The sequence below is a fragment of the Candidatus Sororendozoicomonas aggregata genome (genome assembly GCF_031528575.1).
GTDB classification, from domain to species: domain Bacteria; phylum Pseudomonadota; class Gammaproteobacteria; order Pseudomonadales; family Endozoicomonadaceae; genus Endonucleibacter; species Endonucleibacter aggregata.
In genome coordinates this window covers 30,318-50,561 of sequence record NZ_JAVLSP010000008.1, presented here as the reverse complement: position 1 = coordinate 50,561, position 20,244 = coordinate 30,318, and the positions used below count along the sequence as shown (strand labels likewise).

Annotated in this window: 15 protein-coding genes; 7 read left to right on the top strand and 8 right to left on the bottom strand. The window is 46.6% G+C overall.

The window, feature by feature from the left end:
* Positions 1-84: 84 nt before the first annotated feature.
* A complete protein-coding gene (locus tag V4C51_RS02890) occupies positions 85-372 on the bottom strand; it encodes a hypothetical protein (protein ID WP_330924620.1) in 288 nt (95 codons plus the stop codon).
* A 113-nt stretch (positions 373-485) separates the two neighbouring features.
* Here V4C51_RS02890 and V4C51_RS02885 point away from each other — a divergent pair, with 113 nt between their 5' ends.
* The 3 genes from V4C51_RS02885 to V4C51_RS02875 all read left to right on the top strand — a co-directional run bounded on the left by V4C51_RS02885 (position 486) and on the right by V4C51_RS02875 (position 2,621).
* The gene (locus tag V4C51_RS02885) at positions 486-791 is read left to right on the top strand and encodes a hypothetical protein (protein ID WP_330924619.1); all 306 of its coding nucleotides are present in this window, start codon (positions 486-488) and stop codon (positions 789-791) included.
* Positions 792-824: 33 nt separating this feature from the next.
* Complete coding sequence (locus V4C51_RS02880) at positions 825-1,340, top strand: GNAT family N-acetyltransferase (protein ID WP_330924618.1); 516 nt, start codon at positions 825-827, stop codon at positions 1,338-1,340.
* 177 nt (positions 1,341-1,517) lie between these two features.
* Positions 1,518-2,621, top strand: coding sequence for an anhydro-N-acetylmuramic acid kinase (locus tag V4C51_RS02875; RefSeq protein ID WP_330924617.1), 1,104 nt, complete (start codon positions 1,518-1,520; stop codon positions 2,619-2,621).
* Positions 2,622-3,278: 657 nt separating this feature from the next.
* Here V4C51_RS02875 and V4C51_RS02870 read toward each other — a convergent pair.
* From V4C51_RS02870 to V4C51_RS02855, 4 genes are all read right to left on the bottom strand, one after another.
* On the bottom strand, positions 3,279-4,532 hold the full coding sequence (locus V4C51_RS02870) for a hypothetical protein (RefSeq protein ID WP_330924616.1): 1,254 nt from the start codon (positions 4,530-4,532) through the stop codon (positions 3,279-3,281).
* A gap of 343 nt (positions 4,533-4,875) precedes the next feature.
* The gene (locus V4C51_RS02865) at positions 4,876-6,039 is read right to left on the bottom strand and encodes a hypothetical protein (RefSeq protein ID WP_330924615.1); all 1,164 of its coding nucleotides are present in this window, start codon (positions 6,037-6,039) and stop codon (positions 4,876-4,878) included.
* A 234-nt stretch (positions 6,040-6,273) separates the two neighbouring features.
* The gene (locus tag V4C51_RS02860; protein ID WP_330924614.1) at positions 6,274-6,969 is read right to left on the bottom strand and encodes an ABC transporter ATP-binding protein; all 696 of its coding nucleotides are present in this window, start codon (positions 6,967-6,969) and stop codon (positions 6,274-6,276) included.
* Entirely contained in the window at positions 6,962-8,206 is a 1,245-nt protein-coding gene (locus V4C51_RS02855) for a lipoprotein-releasing ABC transporter permease subunit (RefSeq protein WP_330924613.1), read from the bottom strand. The genes V4C51_RS02860 and V4C51_RS02855 overlap by 8 nt, the downstream gene beginning before the upstream one ends.
* A gap of 469 nt (positions 8,207-8,675) precedes the next feature.
* Here V4C51_RS02855 and V4C51_RS02850 point away from each other — a divergent pair, with 469 nt between their 5' ends.
* From V4C51_RS02850 to V4C51_RS02840, 3 genes are all read left to right on the top strand, one after another.
* A complete protein-coding gene (locus tag V4C51_RS02850) occupies positions 8,676-9,158 on the top strand; it encodes a hypothetical protein (RefSeq protein WP_330924612.1) in 483 nt (160 codons plus the stop codon).
* 314 nt (positions 9,159-9,472) lie between these two features.
* Positions 9,473-9,886 (top strand): hypothetical protein, encoded by a 414-nt coding sequence (locus tag V4C51_RS02845; protein ID WP_330924611.1) that lies wholly within the window; start codon positions 9,473-9,475, stop codon positions 9,884-9,886.
* Between the two features lie 608 nt (positions 9,887-10,494).
* Positions 10,495-11,178, top strand: coding sequence for an OmpW/AlkL family protein (locus V4C51_RS02840; RefSeq protein WP_330924610.1), 684 nt, complete (start codon positions 10,495-10,497; stop codon positions 11,176-11,178).
* Between the two features lie 71 nt (positions 11,179-11,249).
* Here the strand turns inward: V4C51_RS02840 and rlmKL are convergent, their stop codons facing one another.
* The gene (gene rlmKL, locus V4C51_RS02835) at positions 11,250-13,412 is read right to left on the bottom strand and encodes a bifunctional 23S rRNA (guanine(2069)-N(7))-methyltransferase RlmK/23S rRNA (guanine(2445)-N(2))-methyltransferase RlmL (RefSeq protein WP_330924609.1); all 2,163 of its coding nucleotides are present in this window, start codon (positions 13,410-13,412) and stop codon (positions 11,250-11,252) included.
* 232 nt (positions 13,413-13,644) lie between these two features.
* Between rlmKL and rmf the strand changes: the two genes are divergently transcribed.
* Positions 13,645-13,860, top strand: a complete 216-nt coding sequence (gene rmf, locus V4C51_RS02830) for a ribosome modulation factor (protein ID WP_476577889.1) — start codon at positions 13,645-13,647, stop codon at positions 13,858-13,860.
* A 58-nt stretch (positions 13,861-13,918) separates the two neighbouring features.
* Here rmf and V4C51_RS02825 read toward each other — a convergent pair whose 3' ends face one another.
* Positions 13,919-14,938: a quinone-dependent dihydroorotate dehydrogenase gene (locus V4C51_RS02825; protein ID WP_330924608.1), complete on the bottom strand. Its 1,020-nt coding sequence runs from the start codon at positions 14,936-14,938 to the stop codon at positions 13,919-13,921.
* 87 nt (positions 14,939-15,025) lie between these two features.
* Positions 15,026-19,951: an NAD-glutamate dehydrogenase gene (locus V4C51_RS02820; RefSeq protein WP_330924607.1), complete on the bottom strand. Its 4,926-nt coding sequence runs from the start codon at positions 19,949-19,951 to the stop codon at positions 15,026-15,028.
* Positions 19,952-20,244: the final 293 nt, after the last annotated feature.

Here is a 20,244-nt window from a genome sequence, read left to right as displayed (position 1 = left end):
CTGTTGAGTTCAGGCTTACGTGTCATAATTACAGGGTTTTTTAGGATAAAATTGTCGTAATATTTTTTTAATATATTGTTTTTCTTATTCTTTCATTTCTTTTGCGATTTCTCTTGCCCTTTCCATGGTTTTATTGAAACCTGTCCGAAAGGTTGTGTCAATAAACCGTTGCTGAATGTCAGCAAGTGTTGGCTCTTCTTCAGTAGCAGTATCCGACTTACTTTCAGGAGATGCTGTATCTTCAGGGTTAACAAGCTGAGAAAACCGGTCGGCAGCCATTGCATCAACTGTGTCAGGGGCTTGGACTGGGGATATACTTGAAGAGGAAGCGGGTTCAAGCTTTTCTGTATTTTTGGAGGTGATCAGGCTCATTTTTGATTTCCTTATCTATGGTCTTTTTTATTCTAGAGGGGCGGGCTGAGTTATTCCAATAAAGAGCCTTTTGACGTCGCCGACAACAGAGTAAGGAGAATGGGGAGATTGCCATGAGTGGTGAACACTTTACGCTGACTATTAGTCAAAGTACAACGGATCCTGGGGATTTTGCTATCCATATGAAAGAAGATGGACACCAGGAGCAGCTCTTGGTTCACCTGCGTTTCATGCCCATCAGTATGCTGGATGAGTCTTATCTGGATGATTTAGTCGGAGTAATGGCGCGTAAACTGGCAAAGCGGATTATTGAGTGGCGAGTTGCTCCTGATGAAGACCCTGAAATGATGAAAGAGTGTCAGGATCAGGCTAAAGCTGTCGTACAAGAAGCCATGGATAAAATGAAAAAGGGGTCGTGATTAATTTTGCTAACGGAGTGTCAGGAAAGCGTTATGCGTTTTGAGCTGGGTAATGGTTATTGTCTACGATCTTTCTTATATGGCGATGCAGTCGCTATTGCTAAGCATGCAGATAATAAAAATATTGAGAAAAACCTCCGTGATAGCTTTCCTAACCCCTATACTTTAGAGCACGCACGAGTTTGGGTTCAGTATGTAAAAGAGCATGAGTCAAAAACTCGTTTTGTTATTGCTTTTCACGATGAAGCAGTTGGAGAGATTGGGTTTGTGTCTCAGACAGATGTCTACCGGTATACGGCTGAAATAGGTTACTGGCTCTCAGAAGACCATTGGGGAAAAGGTGTTATGTCAAAGGCATTGAAATTTATGACGCAGTATGCCTTCGATAATTTCGACTTGGCAAGGATTTATGCCGACGTTGTTGAGTACAACAAAGGCTCCTGTGCTGTTTTGGAGAAATGTGGTTTTACGCTTGAGGGCATTCTTCATAAGCATTGTTATAAGAATGGCCGGTTTTTTGATCAGTATTTGTATGCCCTTGTCCAATAGCTATTAGTCTTGGAGACTTCCATATTACCTTTATTATAGTTATTGTCTCATGCTGGTAACTATGAGGGCAGCTTTGCTACGCAGAGGCTTCAGTCTGTCAGCACAATAGCGGCATTCAACGGCTAATTCAGATTAAAATAGATGATTGTGTTCTACTACTTTTTATAGCGGATAGTCATGGAAGAAAAGTATATTGGTCTAATGTCTGGCACCAGCTTGGATGCCATAGATGCCGTCCTGGTTTCTTTTAACAAAGACAGTATTCGTTTACTGGCTAATCATTGCGCTCCCATAAATGATAAGCTTCGCCACAGCATAATCGATCTTTGCAGTCCATCGGATAATGAAATTGAGCAGTTGGCCTTAGTTGACACAGAGTTTGCGGAACTGTCTGCAAAAGCGGTCAATGAATTATTGTTCATGTCAGGAGAAAAACCTGAAGGGATCCGTGCGATAGGCAGCCACGGCCAGACTATCCGGCATTTGCCCGATAAGGGTTATACCCTGCAGGTGGGAGATCCCAATCTTATTGCGGAGTTAACGCAGATTACTGTGGTGGCAGACTTTCGTCGCAGGGATATGGCGGCAGGGGGGCAGGGCGCACCATTGGTGCCGGCTTTTCATCAAGCGGTTTTTTCCAGCACCCGTGAATCTCGCGCCATTGTCAATATCGGCGGAATGAGCAACATTTCCGTGTTGCCAGATGGCAGTAAAAAAACGGTAACGGGCTTTGATACAGGCCCTGGCAATGTGTTGCTGGATTATTGGTGCCAGAAGCATAAAGGGGTACCCTTCGATCGGGGAGGCGCGTGGGCAGCGTCAGGGAGTAGTCATCAGCAGTTACTGAACAGTATGATGAGGGAGTCTTTTTTTCAGGCATCACCACCGAAAAGTACCGGGCGTGAGTTGTTTAATCCAGACTGGCTGGCCTGTCAGCTGGAACATTTTTCGGATCTCAGTCAAGCCGATGTCCAATCGACATTATGTCAATTGACGGTAGAGACCATTGCCAGAGCCGTCAGAGAGTTTGCCCCCCACACACGGAGCCTCTTTGTTTGTGGTGGAGGCGCTCGTAATAAAGCATTAATGGCGGGGTTGGCCTCTGCGCTTAAGGGCATCCCTGTCAGTACATCTCAGGTGCTGGGTATTGAACCTGAGTGGGTCGAGGCTATGGCATTTGCGTGGTTGGCGAAACAGCGTTTGTTCGCAGAGCCAGGAAACTTACCCGCGGTGACAGGGGCAAAGGGTGAGAGGGTATTGGGAGGGGTGTATCAGGTATAAAAGTGGATAAGGCAAAGGAGAGCTTTTAGACCGGCTATTTCGCAAAATTCATGCGGTCAATGAGCGCGCAGAGCAATAAAGCGACATTTGTATTTTAATTCTTTTGTCACTGGACATGGCATTCAGTAGATTCTTAACTAGCCCGGATATTTCATAAACATGCTCCTGGCCTTGCTTGCTCCTTGCGGCTCTAAGGGAGTTTTGCTCAATCGACCGTACTCCCCGGTACGGCGCTCCTTCGCAAAATCCCTCAGAGCCGCAAGATTCTGCGCGATTCTCAGGGCAGTTTATGAAATATCCGGGTTAAGACTGCTTCTTAGCTTAGCCTTATAAAGAAAGATTTTTTTCAGAGTTAGAAAATACAATTGGTATTATTAATGGCTATTTTAATGATCTTTTCTTTTACCTTAAGGTCACAGGTATTATAGTGATATCTGAACACAAACAACCTTGCGCCACCTTGTCACACAGTTACCCTGCGCCCCCTATCCGAAATATCTTCACCTTGCTTATACCAACAGCCCATTCTCACTGCGCTTTACGCTGAAAACCCCAAAAGCAGCGCGCGTTAAAATAACTCTCAACAGCAGGCTTCACTCGTCGTTTTGCCTCGCACTACTATCGAGTTTGAAGAGTCTTGGTATTAGACTATTGGTGTTACCGGTCAGTCCAGGCCCTGTAAAGCATTGGGAGCACATAAACCGCTATCCCCGCCGCCATCCCCCCCGCCATCCACACGGCAGCTGATCCATTATTGATGAACTTTTCCATATATTCCCTATAGGAGTATTCTATCCCAATTCTATCTTTTACCTGTTGTCTATAAAGTTCGAAAAGTTTTTGATACTCACTTTTTGGTATGGGTTCCAACATATCATTAAGTACAGAGAGTACTTCCTGTTCTCCCTGTTCTGTATCAAATTCCATATAGCCGCCTTGAAAAAAATAAACGTTATATTTACCACTTTCATACCCTACTACCATAACAACACGGGTATAAGGCTTTTTAGGTTCATCGGGAATAATACACAAAACCACGAACTTTCTATCCTCATAGTGCTTGCCAACATGCTGAGACCAGTCCAGTTTCGATAATTTGACAGTCTTTATATTTTTTAAGGATGTGAAAAGTCGAAGTTGGAGCGCTTCTATATATTCGCTATCACTATAAGCTGAATCAAACTCACTGGCCATCTGTTGATTTTGAACATTTCCATTTAATAATCTGCAACAACATAAATGCTTTAACATTTCTGCTCTTCGCTTTTTGGTCTTGTTCAATTCAAAAAATTCATACTCACATTTAATAAGATTTTCCACAAGCATAGGCACCAATTCCTTATAGAGCTCAAAATAATCAGTGCGAAACTCAGGAAATGACCCTTTTCTATTGAAATACCTTAAATATTCATAAGTCAACGCCCACGTTGTCTGAAAATAACTGGACACACCTAATACCGAATCACATAAATTCATTAACTCGAATACTTCGTCCTGCCTAAAAAAACAGTCTCCATTGGGCACTTTACTCACTTGATGTAACGCCATTGCCATACGAAACACCGTTTCTTTAAAAGCATCTTCCTTTAGATACACTTTTTCTTCAGAAATCAGGGAGTCCATTGCAGTCTTCAGACTATAAAGCGTGTCATTTTGCGCCACTTTCTCCACAAACCCTGTATTGGGATTATCTAGCAATTCCTGTTGGACGGCATTAATCCATTCAGTGCTGTTTAATAAACTGCTTATGCTCTGAAGAAACGGTAAAATGGGTCTTACATAAAATTCTTTACAGGTAGAGCAGCGAACAACGTCCCTGTTACCCTCACACCTATCGCAGCTTCCCCATACAGCTTCAGCAACAAAAGAAAAAACCAGGAGAGGTAAAACCCGAAAAACCCTCACACCCATACCGCACCTGTTTCACTATTGAAAGAATAATTGAAAAATAAGAGTAATGGGTGACTGCTCCCCCAACTAAAGAGGCTGTCGCGAAACGCTGAAATACACCCCGCACCATCATCCTGTACAGGCAATATACAGGAACCACACTCCATGGAAGGCACTCTAACCGCACGCATCATGCGGGTTTAGTGATTCACATCCTTGTGGCATAGACTTTGCGACACTCTCTAAAGCAGGGGGCTTCTGACTTCTCAGGCAGCAACCAGCGTAAGAGCTTACAAACTGGACATCAGAACAGTAGCTTGAAACCCTTTGGGTATAGTTACCCTAAAATATACCGTCATCCTGTTTACCAACCACTCCACGCCCTGGAAAGGGCATCATTAAGCATTGGAATTCCGATAGCCATCGTCCCCATGATAATACCCCCGATGACCATTGATCCACTGGCGAACTTTACCATGTAGTCATTACTTTGTACCCCAATTCTATCTTCTACCTCTTCTTGATAAGATTTGATCATTTTTTCAAACACAATGCTGGGCAAGGGTTCCAACATATCATTAAGGACAGAGAGAACTTGTTGTTCTCCCTGTTCTGTATCAAACTCCATATAGCCGCCATGACGAAAATAAACCTTACTTTTATTATCTTCCTTGCTGACTAAGATAACCACAGGGTAATAAGCATCACTGGGGTCATTCGGTCCATCGGAAACAATACACAAAACAACATAACCTCTGTTACTATCCTCCTCAAAATACTGGCTAACATGCTGAGACCAGTTCAGGTCTGATAGTTTGACAGTCTCTATCTGCTGATTCAGGGATTTTCTAAGCCGATTGTTTAGTTCTTCTACATGGCCTACATGGCCGCTATCACTTGCCTCCTGTTGGTGTTCACCGTTTCTATTCAATGACCTGGAATAACACAACCGCTTAACGATTTCAGCCCGTTGCTTTTGCGCCCTTTCCAATCTGAAAAACGGAGACTGAGAATGAATGAGATTATCCATCAACATAGGTACTAACGTTTTATAGAGCTCAAAATAGTCAGTGCGAGACTCAGGAAACCGCCCTTTCTCATTGAAATACATTAAGTTTGCACCTGTCAAGGCTAACATTACCTGACTGAAATTACCTACACCCAATAGCCAGTTACTCAAATTCATTAACTCGAATAATTCATCCGCCATAAAAAAACGGTCGCCATTGGGTATTTTATCCGCCTGATGTAATGCCATTGGCATATAAAACACCGTTTCTTTAAATTCTTTTTTCTTCAAATACAGTTTTTTTCTATGAAACACGGATTGTATTGCAGTCTTCAGAAAATTAAGCGTTTCGTTTTGAGCCATTTTTTCTGCTAATGTCATATCGTGTCGCTGCCGTAATTCCACGGTGGCGTCATTCATCAATTGCTGATCATTTAACAGAGTATACAGGCGCTCAATAAAGGGCAAAATGGGTTTTTCATGACACGCCTTACACACAGAGCACCGAATAATATCCACTCTATCCTCACATTTATCGCAGCTACTGAAGCTTCCCCATACAGCTGTGGTAATGAAAGAAAAAAACAAGAAAGGTAAAACCTGTAAAACCCTTGCCACCATATCGCACCTGTTTCACTATTAAAAGAATAATTGAAACCTAATAGTAATGGCTGAAACGAAATCAATTAGTTTATATCAAAATAAAAAAAGCCAGTTTATTCATACTGGCTATATTTTTGCGTATTTTACCTGTTACTGTTTTGCTTTCAACAATTGACCATCCGTTAGCTGATACACATGGTCCATCTGCCCCGCCAAGCGCATATCATGGGTTACCACAATAAAACTGGTGGTTAACTCCCGACTTAACGATGCCATTAACTCATGGATTTTATCTGCTGTGTGGGGATCAAGATTACCCGTTGGCTCATCCATTAACACCAAATCAGGCTGTGCCACCAGCGCACGGGCAATGGCAACACGCTGACGCTCTCCCCCGGACAGCTCTGCCGGCTTATGCCTAGCCCGAGGGGCAAGGCCCACAGCGGCGAGCATGGCATCGGCTTTTATACCAGCTCCCTTTACCGACACCTCCTTACGCATCAGTAATGGCATGGCAATATTTTCACGGGCAGAAAACTCGGGTAACAAGTGATGAAACTGATACACAAAGCCCAAGTGCCGGTTTCGCAGCTGGCCTTTTTCAAAGTCACTGAGTTCCGCCAGATTTTTACCACAAATACGCACGGTGCCCGATGTGGGGCGGTCCAGCCCGGCCAACAGTTGTAACAGGGTACTTTTCCCTGAACCGGAAGCCCCCACCACAGCTACTTTTTCTGAGGGCTGAACGGTAAAGTCCACAGAGCGCAGTACTTCCAATGTTTCAGGCCCTTCATCGAAGCACTTGGCCAACCCGGTACAAGCCAATACAGCCCCATGACTACTCATAACGCAGCGCCTCCGCCGGCTGAATCCTTGACGCCCGCCATGCTGGATAAAGTGTTGCCAAAAAGCTCATGGTCAATCCCGAAGTACTGATAATCACAACGTCCCGCCATTGTAATTGAGAGGGTAAATAACTGATAAAGTACACATCAGGACTCAAAAAATGCATACCGAGTAATTTTTCCAGCCCGGCAATAATGGCAGGAACATTAACAGCGGCAATAACGCCCAGCACAACGCCTAAGAGCGTCCCGGCCACCCCAATCACCGAACCTTGAATCATAAAGATCCCCATAATCGTGCGAGGCGTCGCGCCGAAAGTGCGCAAAATCGCAATATCCCCCTGCTTATCGGTCACCACCATCACCAACGCCGAGACAATATTAAACGCTGCTACGGCCACAATCAGCGTCAACAACAGCCCTACCATGGTTTTTTCCATTTGGATAGCCTGAAACAACCGCCCCTGTGTGCGCGTCCAGTCCTGCACGTAATAACGACCCGGCAGTTTCATGGCCACCTCCCAGGCTAGTCGCGGTGCCTGAAACAGGTTATCCATTTTTAACCGGATGCCCGTAGCGCCCTGTGGAACCCGCATAAATCGGGCGGCGTCCTCAATATTGATGTAAGCCAAGCTGGCGTCAAGGTCAGCACCGACAGAGAAAATGCCTGAGACAGTGAAGCGTTTCAGTCGAGGAAAAACACCCGCGAGATTGACATTAGCCTCGGGCAATACCAACGTGACTTTATCGCCGAGATTGACACCCAGCGCCTGTGCCAGCAACTCGCCAATAACGATATCAAATTGCCCAGGCTTCAATGAATCCAGCGTCCCTACTGCCATATGATCCTGGACAATGGATACTTTTTTTTCATAAGCCGGATCAATACCATACACCATGACACCTTGCACCACACCACGATTGGTTAACATCCCCTGCGCATCCACAAATGGCGCGACCCCTGCCACACCCGGTGTTTGCGGGATTGTTTTCAGCATACCCTGCCAGTCTTTCAATCCTCCCTCAGGCGCCGTAATGGTGGCATGGGGTACCATGCCCAGCACCCGCTCACGTAATTCCCGGTCAAATCCGTTCATGACTGACAGGACAATAATCAGCACACAAACACCGAGTGTCAGCCCTACCATGGAGGTGCCGGAGATAAAGGAAATAAAATGATTCCTTCGCCTGGCCCGCGTATAACGCAGGCCAATGAAAAGGGGAAGCGGTCTGAACATAAGGGGTCGTCGCCGTTAAGCCGTTAATAAAAAAAAGGACCAACTGAATAAAAAACTGGCTGTCATTGTGCCACAAACACCCAACGGGAGACACCCTACGCGGGGGAACCCCGAAGGCAAGCGTTAAGACCAATGTTCACTCCACCAGCACCCTCTGCAACAGTGGGGACTCACTGTCGTGGTGAATGCCTGCCTTCGCAGGAATGACGAACGGCGGGTATTTTCTGAAATTGGGCTACCTGGGAGCCTGCTCGAAAGCATAAGTCCGACAGCCTCCTAGAGCAGCTATTTATGATTGTTTGTAAAAAATAAAACCCATGAAAAAACTGCCTACTTTTCAATTTTTTGGCGTATAGTAGTAGTATTATGTAACGAAAGAAAGCCCAAACCAGGCAGATTTTATCGGTGGCCGCAGCTCACAAAAAAGTGTGAGCTGCCTGTTGGCAGTAATGAACGGTAGGGGTATATCATGAGTATGAAGTATATCTTACGTAACAGAGCGTTCACGGTGAAAAAATCGTTTGTTTTTTTTACCGGGGTCTTGAGTTTATGCCTCATGGGTAACGCTTACAGCAAAAATACGACTATTTCATTTAACAATCTAATACCCACATCAATAAAAGGCTACACTATCAGGGCCACTGGCGAGGAATCCTGCATGCTTGGCGTGTATACCCCCTCTTCATGTACTGCCATTTATGGCAGGGGCTGGAGTGATAGTGGTCGTCTAGGCATACATTATAAGGCCACAAGGGAATGCTGGATCAAGGCCAGCCTGCAGGATTTTGAAGTGATAAACAATGATACAGGCAAGGTTGAAGGCACATTTACCTGGAGAAAGCCGGCAGGGGAGCCAGCGTACATAATAACGCACAAAAATCCTGGCAACTTTATGGTGGATGCAACGTTAATGAGTGACAAGGATGGGGCACTGAATATAAGTTGCAATTAATGAATGACGCCCTGGCCACTGAGCGGAATCATACCAAAAAATGGAGGATTTCTTTTGCCAACTTTCGGCTGCGCAAACCACTCACACTTCACTTCGGTGCTGAGAACCCGATCAAATCGCACATTCCTGTCACAGAACAGTGGTTTTTTATAACTGTTTTCGTGGTGTTAACAGGATGAAAGATTGTTAGGATGACTTCTCAGTGGCAATAAACGGTAGGAGTACATCATGAGTACCAAGAACACCCTACGTACCAGAACGTTCATGGCGAACAAATCGGTTGTTTTTTTACTGTCGTATTGAGCTTATTCATCATGAATAACGCTTATAGTAAAGATACGTCCATTGAAATTACTAATTCAGTACCCGTCACAGGTTACAAATATTCCTCAATAAAAGGCTACAAAATTGAACCCAGTGGCAAGGGACCCTGCATGCTTGGCGTGTATAACCCCTCTTCAGCCATTGCCAGATACTTCTCTTACTACAAAGGACAGGGTAGGATAGCCATTCATTATTCCAGTTCAGGTGGTTGTATGGTAAGGGACAGCGTACAGGATTTTAACGTTATCAATCTTGATACAGGGAAGATTGTCGGCCAGTTCGCATGGAAAAAGCCGGCTGGTAAAACGTCCCGAATAGTAATGATACACAATCCTGACAACTTTATGTCAGATAGAACAGGTCATACTGAGAAGGAACTTGCGTTGAATATATGGTGCAATTAAGCCTTACGCTGACCTGGCTTCCCAGGTTCTGGACACAACAACGCAAACTCAGAAGCAGTCTTAAAAGTCTGCCCGTAGCGAGGACTGCGAGAAATGGAGGATAAAAAGTCGCTTTTGTGAGGAGAATAGCGGGACTATTTGATTGACGAACAAAAGCGATTTTTTAGACCCATTTATCGTAGCCGCAGCAGGAGCATGACTTTTAAGACTGCTTCTGAGCAAAAGCCAGAGCTGCTGTGGCTAACACTGATGCCTTTCAAGTGATGTCGACGATGTCCACAGCAACTGGCTTTTGCCGTTCAGGTGACAAAAAGCGGCTTTCCAGTTTCATTAATCAGGATTTGACGTCGTAGAAGCAGAAGATTACGCCGGGCTGCTGTCAGCTTTGTTGACAAACACCGTTCACAAAAAAACCAGGCCACACTATCCCATAAACATAACCAAAATACTCAGTTTTTTTCTCCCCTAAAAAATGATACCTTAGTTCAAAATAAAATTGACCAAGAATAGCGCATCGCTCGCATCAGCTTGAAAGGCGACGGGTATACACCGGTGGTTTCACGTGCGTTTTGGTTTACATAAAAAAACACGGTAACAAAGAGAGAAACATGCAAACATTAAAATTTACCATCCTTGCCTCAGTGGTATCTGCAGCATTTACCGCACCTGTTATCGCTTACACGACAGGAGACTTTATTCTGCGCGGCGGTTCGGCAACCGTGGCGCCAAAGAATAAATCCGACAATATTCATGCTTATGGCAATAATGGTGCCTCAGCCGAATTGAATGCACAGGCATCAGCCAATAACGATACCCAGCTTGGCCTGTCGTTCACCTATATGATGACCGATAAACTAGGCATAGAGGTGCTTGCTGCCACGCCCTTTAGCCATGACCTCAACGGCAAAGGTGACCTTGAAGGGTCAGATCTCGGAACCATTAAACACCTGCCTCCGACAGTGTCCCTGCAATACTACCCAATGAGCCAAAACAGCCAGTGGCAACCCTATGTCGGTGCCGGCGTCAACTACACTACTTTTTTCAGTGAGGAAACCAGCAGGGCTATGGAGGCTGATGGCTATGACAGTCTCTCCCTGGATGATTCATGGGGTCTCTCCGCGCAAGTAGGGATGGATTACCTGATCAATAAAAACTGGGGGGTGAATGTCTCGGCCATGTATATCGATCTTAAAACCACAGCAACCCTTGGAGGTGAAGGAAAGCCTGAGCTTAAAGGGGATTACGACCTGAACCCCATGGTCTACCGTGTTAACGCCGTGTACCGCTTCTAATCGTTCACCTCTGGCTGTCAGTGAGCGCACCTTAACAAAGGTGAAAAAGGTGAACTCACTGCGCCCTCCCATTACTGATGGGTAATAACCCAGCTACGGTGAATACCCTGTCGGCGCTGAAAGTCTTTGTCAATGGTCGATGCCGTGATTTCCTTTATCGTAAAGCACGCCTGTAACTGGTCGTCCAGGGAAAAGCCCCGGTAGTTATTAGAAAAATACAGCACGCCATTTTTACGCAACCTTGTCATGGTCAAATTAATCAATTCCACATGGTCATTTTGCACATCAAACGTCCCCCGCATCCGTTTCGAATTGGAGAAGGTGGGCGGGTCCATAAAGATCATGTCGTACTGATTGTTATCAGCCTTTAGCCACTCCAGACAGTTGGCTTGCTCCAAACGATGCCTGCGGTCACTCAGACCGTTCAGGGCAAAATTCTTACGCCCCCAGGCGAGGTATGTGTTCGACATATCCACACTGGTGGTACTTTGAGCACCCCCTACACCGGCGTGCACAGAAGCAGTGGCGGTGTAGCAAAACAAGTTGAGAAAGTCTTTGCCTTTAGCCTCCCTGGCAATGCGCTGGCGCATCAGTCGATGGTCAAGAAACAAACCCGTATCCAGATAATCTTTCAGGTTTACTAATAAACGACATTCACATTCTTTTATTTCCAGCATATCGCCCGTTTTGGATTGTCGTGTATATTGTTGCGTGCCTGTTTGTCGCTGACGACGCTTGAATACCACCTGATCTTCTGGAATATCCAGTACCGCAGGTATCACTTCCAGCGCTTCCAACAAACGCTTGCGCGCTTTATCAGGGTCCACGGACGTTGGCGCGGCGTACTCCTGCACATGCGCCCAGTCCTTGTAGCAATCAATGGCGATAGCGTACTCCGGCATATCGGCATCGTACAAACGGTAGCACTCGATGCCTTGTTTTCTCGCCCACTTACCCATCAGTCGAAAATTTTTACTTAATCGATTAGCAAACATCTGAGCACCAGGCGAACCAGAGAATATCCCCAGTTTCTTTTCTGACGCAGATGCAGATAGAGACTGATCAATCTGCTTTTCACGAATATCATAAAGGTATAACTTACACGGCAATGCCCCATTAAATAATGAGTATTGCTTGCGAGGAGTCAGCCCCATGCTGCGACATAATTCAGGCGTTGAAGAAAAAATGCCCACCTGCCAGCGCGCGCACTGGCTTTTCAGTTTATTTCCCAGATGACGATAGAAATACACCAGGCTCGCTTCATCTCCCATACGTTCACCGTAGGGCGGGTTCGATAGCACCAACCCTGGCTTGATACCACTGATAGTCAGCCTGGCCAGCTCCTGTTGTTTTATGGAGACATACCTACCCAACCCCGCGCGTTCTGCATTTGCCCGCGCCCGACCGACTATTTTAGGCACCCCCTCATACCCAATAATGGCTGGCAAGCCCCGCCCAAGGCCGACTTTACGGCGCTCACGGGCCTGCTCAAGTTCCTGGAGCCAGAGTTTCGGGATATGCCCCAGCCATTTGTCAAAACCAAAGCGTGCCCGCAACAACCCCGGCGCAATATCCGCAGCCATCATTGCCCCCTCAATCAATAAGGTGCCAGAGCCACATAAGGGATCGACCAGCGTCCCACCCTCTTTTGCAATGGCCGGCCAACGTGCACGAAGCAAAATAGCTGCCGCGAGATTTTCTTTCAAAGGTGCCTCACCGGCCTCAAGGCGATAGCCGCGTTGATGCAAAGCCTGCCCTGACAAATCGATAGAAAGATAAGTTGACTGCCCCTTTGCATGGACATTAATTCGCAGATCAGGCTTTGCTGCGTTTACCGATGGCCGAAACCCATGTTGATCACGGCACTGGTCAACAATAGCATCTTTAACGACTTGCGCCCCAAAACGGGTGTGTTGAATATCGGGTGTTGACCCGGAAAAATCCACTCGAAAGCTTACAGAAGGATCAAGGTGCTCAGACCAGTCAATCAAACTAATACCGTCGTATAATTGTTCTTTGGTTTCTGAGGCAAGCTTATCTAGCCGCAATAAAATCCGGCTGGCCAATCGTGACCACAAGCAGGCCCTGTAAGCCATCAACATGTTGCCGTTAAAGCTGACACCGGCCACCGTTTCCTGAACAGCCTCAGCACCTAGCTGATCCAGCTCTGTAGCCAGTAATGTTTCAAGTCCTTTTGGACAGCTTGCAAACAGGGAAAGTGACTCCGAACGCATGGTGTTATTCCACAAAAAACTACAAAATATAGCTGTTATTTATAATTAACAGTCGACTTTACTGTTAATTTCCGATAAAAATACCATTGACTTTTCTTGATTTTCTGGCTACCAGGTACACAATGGCCTAATGGTAGCCAGCTTACCGTACTCAAACGGTTTGGCTCACTCTGGAAAGCGCCTTTGTGCGCCAAGAGGTAATGCAATTGATAAACCCGCAAGAGGCCGCATTATGATGAAAAGACAAAAAAGGGATAAATCTGACAGAGCGTACACCAAAGGCTATCAAACCGGTGTATGCGGACGCTCCAAGGATATCTGCCCTCACGAAGAACCACAACTCCGGCAGGCCTGGCTCAATGGCTGGCGTGAAGGACGAATTGACAACTGGGATGGCAAGACGGGGGTATCTGGTGTACAACAACTGTCTGCCAACGCGCGCCGATAACCAATAAGACCGAGCGACCCCGGAATATCCGGGGTTCCCATAAGACCAGCAGGTATCATTACTCGCAGGAGTACACCGCTTCAGCAACGTCCTTAATCAGGCGGGGTCCTTTGTAGATAAGACCAGAGTAGACCTGCAACAGGCTGGCACCCGCCTTGATTTTCGCGACAGCAGCTTCAGCGCTGTCAATGCCACCAACACCAATAACAGGTAACCTGCCCGACAATTCACCGGCCAGTATTTTAATGACCTCAGTGGAACGCCTTGCCAGCGGCGCACCACTTAACCCACCTTGCTCATCCGCATGCTTGAAACCTTTCACGGTTTCCCTCGACAAGGTGGTATTGGTGGCAATAACACCCTCAATCTCTTGGGCAACAAGCTCTTTAGCAATAGCAGCTATCTCTTCATCGGTCATATCCGGTGCAATTTTTACCGCTAGAGGGACTTTTTTACCGTATTCGCTCGTCAGCCCTGACTGTGCCTGTTTAATAGCATCGAGCAACTGTTTTAACGCGTCACCAAACTGGAGTTTTCTCAGCCCCGGGGTATTGGGAGAAGACAGATTAACCGCGATATAGCCGGCATAAGGGTAGACCTTTTTCATACACGCCAGATAGTCATCCACCGCATTTTCTATGGGTGTATTAACATTTTTTCCAATATTGATCCCCACCACGCCCCTGTAGCGGCGCTTGCGCACGTTGGCAACAAGATGGTCAATGCCGAGATTATTAAACCCCATTCGATTAATAATGGCTTCTTTTTCAACAATCCTGAACATGCGCGGCTTGGGGTTGCCTGGCTGCGGCCTTGGGGTAACAGTACCAAGCTCAACAAAGCCAAAACCCAGCTGTCCCAGACCGTCAATACAATCCGCATTTTTATCCAACCCGGCAGCCAACCCCACAGGGTTATCAAAGGTTAACCCCATAATTTTCCGGGGTCTTGAAGGCACGCTGACCGCCATTAGTCCACCGAGTCCCAGCCGATTACCCGCACCGATCATATCAAGAGCCATATCATGGGCTGTTTCTGCAGATAACTGAAAAAGAAGCTTTCGGGCACACTGGTACATGGGAGATCCACACATCTGAAAGTTTGGCAAATTATAGAGAAAACTGGCGTTGATGCCAGCGAAACTGACTTGCCTGGCCAAATAGCGCTATTTACCCTTGTTGCCACCTTGCCGTTGATGGTGACTTTCACTGTTTAATGAAAAAACGTCTTCTGTTGTATTATTCAAAACCATCCTGTTACCATTGGCTTGCTCCTGACATGCGTGCACCGTTGCCTGAACCAGGTATAGCAGTTCCCTGTTTGCTACCGTAAACATGGCCAGATCCGGTTCACTGGCACTGCGTATTTCACCAAGAATATCCTGCCAGCGGGTGACCAGAGCATGCTGCCGCATTAACCATTGATCCAAATGCTTATCAAGGTTACCAGCGGCATCGGGCATCATCATTAGTGCAACAGTCAGCTCCCGCTGCTGCCAGTTTAAGTCATCACGGATACTGTCCGTTGCCAACGACTGCCAGTGGTTATTCGCTTCAAAAGCGCCGAGGGCACTATTATACCATTCCAACTCAAGCCGCTGTCCGATGGAAAAATACACGCGAGTCACTTTATCCAAAGGCTGACCTGTTTGATCAGAAGCTTGTATCACAGGCAGCGCGCTGAGCAAATAACGGTGACCTGCCACAAGAGTAGCCAGCTCTTGTGGTACCTGGTATTCAGATAACCGGGCAAGCTTATCCGCAAACTGCTTTTGCTCCTGCTCCCCGAGGTATTCCGCAAAACAACTGGTGAAGCTACGCACCCTTGGCCTGTAGTGTGCCACACATTGCGAAGTAATAAGATCTTGTCGTTTAACGCGTAAAAACCAACGGCTTGCCCGTCGAGCAAGCTTATTCATGGAAGCCATCATCTGCATTTGCAACTCACTGGGCACTTTATTATCGAGAGCCTCCGCTTGCTCCCAGTATTTTTCGATAGTAAACACATCACGACTGACCAGAAATGCCCGTGCAATTTCAGCGGCAGTGCCCCCCATAGTTTGCGCAATACGATGGACAAAGGTAATCCCCATCATATCGATCAGCCGGTTGGCAATTTGGGTTGAAATAATGTCACTACGCAGACGGTGCTCGGTAATAGCATCACTGAACTTATCCACTAGCACTGATGGAAAAGCGGTATTAAGTTCGTGCACAAAATAAGGATCATCAACAATATCAGAGATAGCTAACGCTTCTTTTAAATCTGATTTACTATAAGACACCAACAATGATAACTCTGGCCGGGTTAATGTTTTACCAGCAGCTTCACGCTCTGCAAGCTCTTCATCGGTGGGCAAAAATTCAATGGCTCTGTCCAGCTTTCCCTGCGCTTCGAGATACTCCATAAAACGACGGTATTCTTCCATTTTATTGCGGACATCAATCTCAGCCAGTGAAATTGCCTGCGTCTGACGATAGTTATTGGTTAACACCAACCGGGACACGTCATCGGTCATTTTCACCAGTAGGGCATTTCGCTGCTTGAGCGTCATATCACCCCGAGCAACTATCCTGTTGAGGAGAATTTTGATATTAACTTCGTGATCCGAGCAATCAACGCCTGCCGAATTATCAATAAAGTCCGTATTCATAGCACCGCCTGTTGCCGCATACTCAACACGCCCCAACTGCGTCAGCCCGAGATTACCCCCTTCCCCAATAACCCTGGCTCGTAACTCGCGACCATTAATCCGCAAGGTATCATTGGCTTTATCACCCACATCACCATGGCTTTCTGTCACCGCTTTCACATAAGTGCCAATGCCACCATTCCAGATTACATCCACCGGCGACCTGAGCAGAGCCTTGATCAGTTCATTGGGCGTCAGACGATTGGATTTAATATCGAACCGTTTTTTTACCGGCTCAGAGATAGGTATTGACTTGGCAGTCCGGGAGAAAACACCCCCACCAGAGGATATCAATGTGGCGTCATAATCTTGCCAACTGGATCTTGGCAACTCGAATAACCGTTTGCGTTCTTTATAACCCGATTCAATGTCGGGATTTGGGTCAATAAAGATATGCAGATGGTTAAATGCAGCCACCAGGGCGATAGATTCTGACAATAGTACCCCATTACCAAAAACATCTCCCGCCATATCGCCAATACCAATCATCGAAATCGTATCGGACTGAACATTGATGCCTTTTTCACGAAAGTGCCTTTGCACTGACACCCAGGCACCTTTTGCCGTAATCCCCATTTTTTTATGGTCGTAGCCTTCACTGCCACCGGACGCAAAAGCATCTCCCAGCCAAAAGCCATATTCTTTGGCAATACTGTTGGCAATATCAGAGAATGTGGCAGTGCCCTTATCGGCAGCAACAACCAGATAGAAGTCATCATCGTCATAGTAAACAACGTTCTTAGGATGAACAACAGCGCCATCTTCAAGGTTATCGGTCACATCCAGCAATGCCCTTATAAAGCCCCGATAACAGGCCTCACCTTCTGCCTGAATCTCTTCCCTTGTGGCCGTATGCGGTATCTGCTTGGGGGTAAACCCCCCTTTTGCGCCCACCGGTACGATCAGCGCGTTTTTTACCTGCTGGGCTTTGACCAGCCCAAGCACTTCTGTCCTGAAGTCTTCTATACGGTCTGACCAGCGAAGCCCCCCACGAGCGACTTTGCCCCCTCTGAGGTGCACGCCCTCAAAACGGGGTGAATAGACAAAAATTTCAAACAGTGGCGCAGGTTTTGGCATGCCTTCGATATCCCTTGGTGCCAACTTGATAGAGACGTAAGGCTTACCTTCACCAGAGCCAGTCTGCTGGTAAAAACTGGTACGCAAAATAGCCGCGATAACACTGTGCATTCTGCGAATGACGTGATCTTCACTGAGCACCTTGACATCGTCAAGGGCCTCAAGAATACTTCCCTGAATCTGCTGCTGCTTGGCCAGACGCTGAGTTTTAGACAAACGGATGTCAGGGTTAAACCGAATATCAAACAATGCAATCAGCATTTTAGCCAGGGCAATATTATTGCATAGCGTATCGGCAATATAACTCTGGCTGAAACCAACGCCAATTTGCTTTAAGTAACGGGAGCAGGTTCTCAGTATAGTGACTTTTCTCCAGCTCATACCGGCAGCGATCACCAGCCGGTTGAGCTTGTCATTTTCTGCATGTTTGAACCAGATTTTCTCAAAAGCCTCACGAAAGACCGGCCCCGTCTTTTCAATATCAATGTCCGGTGTGTCGCCAAGGCACAACAAAAAATCATGGATCCAGATCACCTCCCCATTATGCTTGCGCACCATGTAGGGATACTCACCCATAACCCGAAGGCCGAGATTTTCAATAATAGGCGTCTGGTCGGTTAACGGTAAAGGCTCATTGGCATGGTATATTTTAAAATGAATCATCCCCGGTCCATCTTCAAGGGCACGATAAAACCCCATGGAAATGGGCATAGCCTCACTGACCCGCTCAAAGTGCCGGACATCATCGACAGCAGACTGAGGAGAAAAGACTTCACGGTATCCAGCACTGAAACCATCACTATAGATGGCCACTAACTGGTTACCTTTCGCTTCCCCGAAAAACTCCAATGCAACCCCGGAAAAATCGTCTTTCCAGGTGGATGCTGCCCGGGTGATTTCTTCGTTAATGCTCACCCTGTCATAATCAACTTTTCCCTTTAACTTGAAGGTAAAGTGAACACGTGTCAGCACAGACTCGGAAAAAAAGGTGGTAAATTCAGAATCAATGGCTTCCAGCCTGCGGCAAAGGATTTTTTCTACCCGGGTGCGGAAATCAGTGCTGTATATATCCCGCGGAACAAATAACAATACAGAGCAAAACGACGCTGATGCATCCTGTCGAATAAACACCTTTACCTGTTTCCGCTCCTGAATTCTTAATATGGCCAGTACCGTCTCGTACAGTTGATCCGAGGGCGTCTGAAATAATTCATCCCGTGGAAAAATGGTGAGAATCTGGTACAAGTCCTTATCATGGTGGCTTCCTGGTGCCAGACCAGCCCGGGCGATGATCGCGTCAACCTTATGACGGATAAACGGTATTTCAAAGGGACTCTGACGGTATACAGGCGATGTAAACAAGCCAACAATACGACTTTCTGATACTACCTGGCCGGTTTGGTCAAACTGACGAATGGAGATAAAGTCAGGATAAGCAGGCCGATGGACACTAGAACGAACGGCAGCCTTGGAAAAAGACAACGGCTCTTTCGTTTTAAAGAAGTGCTCCTCAAGCTCCGGCTCAAGCTCGTGCTGACCGATTTCCCCGCCATTTTTGGGTCGTAATAAACCAAGGACACTGTCTTGTACCCGCTTGACCACCTGGCGGCCTGACTGATGAAATACTTTTAATTCTTCAAACCCTAAAAAAGTAAAACTACCATCGAGCAACCAATTCAAAAAGGTTTCAATTTCACTGTTGCTTTTGTCCCTGGCTATTTTCTTCACGGCGGTGACGCGCTGAATCATCGCCGGAAAATCATCCACCACCCGTGACACATCAGCCAATACTGCCCTCAGGTGGCTGGCCAGATCTGCCAAAGCAGCCGCGTTATCAATCCGGTCGATTTCAAGATAAATAAACGCCTCACGGGTATCGTTTTCCCCCACGCTGTCAGACGGTAACCGTTGATGTTCACCATCGCGTTTAAAAGCCAGCACACCATTGCGGATTAAGTGAATACCTGACCCGTATTCATTTAATTTCATTCGCACAGAATCCACCAGAAAGGGCATATCCCGATGCAAAATCCGAATAACAGAATGTGTCGAGTGCCAACCATGGAGAGAGTGATTCGGATTAAAAACCTCTACTTTGGGTTGTTCCTGATGATGATGTGCCATAAATTGCCAGAACGACAATGTTGAACCCAGCAACTCCCGCCGGTCTCCGCCAAGCAGGTCATTCCTGCTATCCATGGCATAGAAGCGGTATACAAATTGCTTCAGGTCATCAAAAGGTTCTGCGGGGATTTGAGTGGCGAGGTCATGTAATAACCGGTCAAGGGTTTCCTGACGTTCCTTGGTCTCCAAGTGCGCCATGCGTTTGCGTCTCCATGCAAAAAAGCGTTCTCCTTTCTTTCAAGGTAGCCTATCACAGGGGATAAACCTATAACCTCGTCCCCTGAAGGAGACAATTTCGAGGGAAATGTTGACATGATGAGGACGATTGAGTGAATAAGTAAAAAAATCGCAAAAAAGTTGCCGAAGACACTCCCACTCGACTACTTTTCAAGTTCTGGGTACATTATGTACATGTCTTCATGTCAAAACTTCCGGTGGGACACTTGGTATTTGAGCTTCCGGCGAGCAGTCAGCATCATCAGACGCATGCT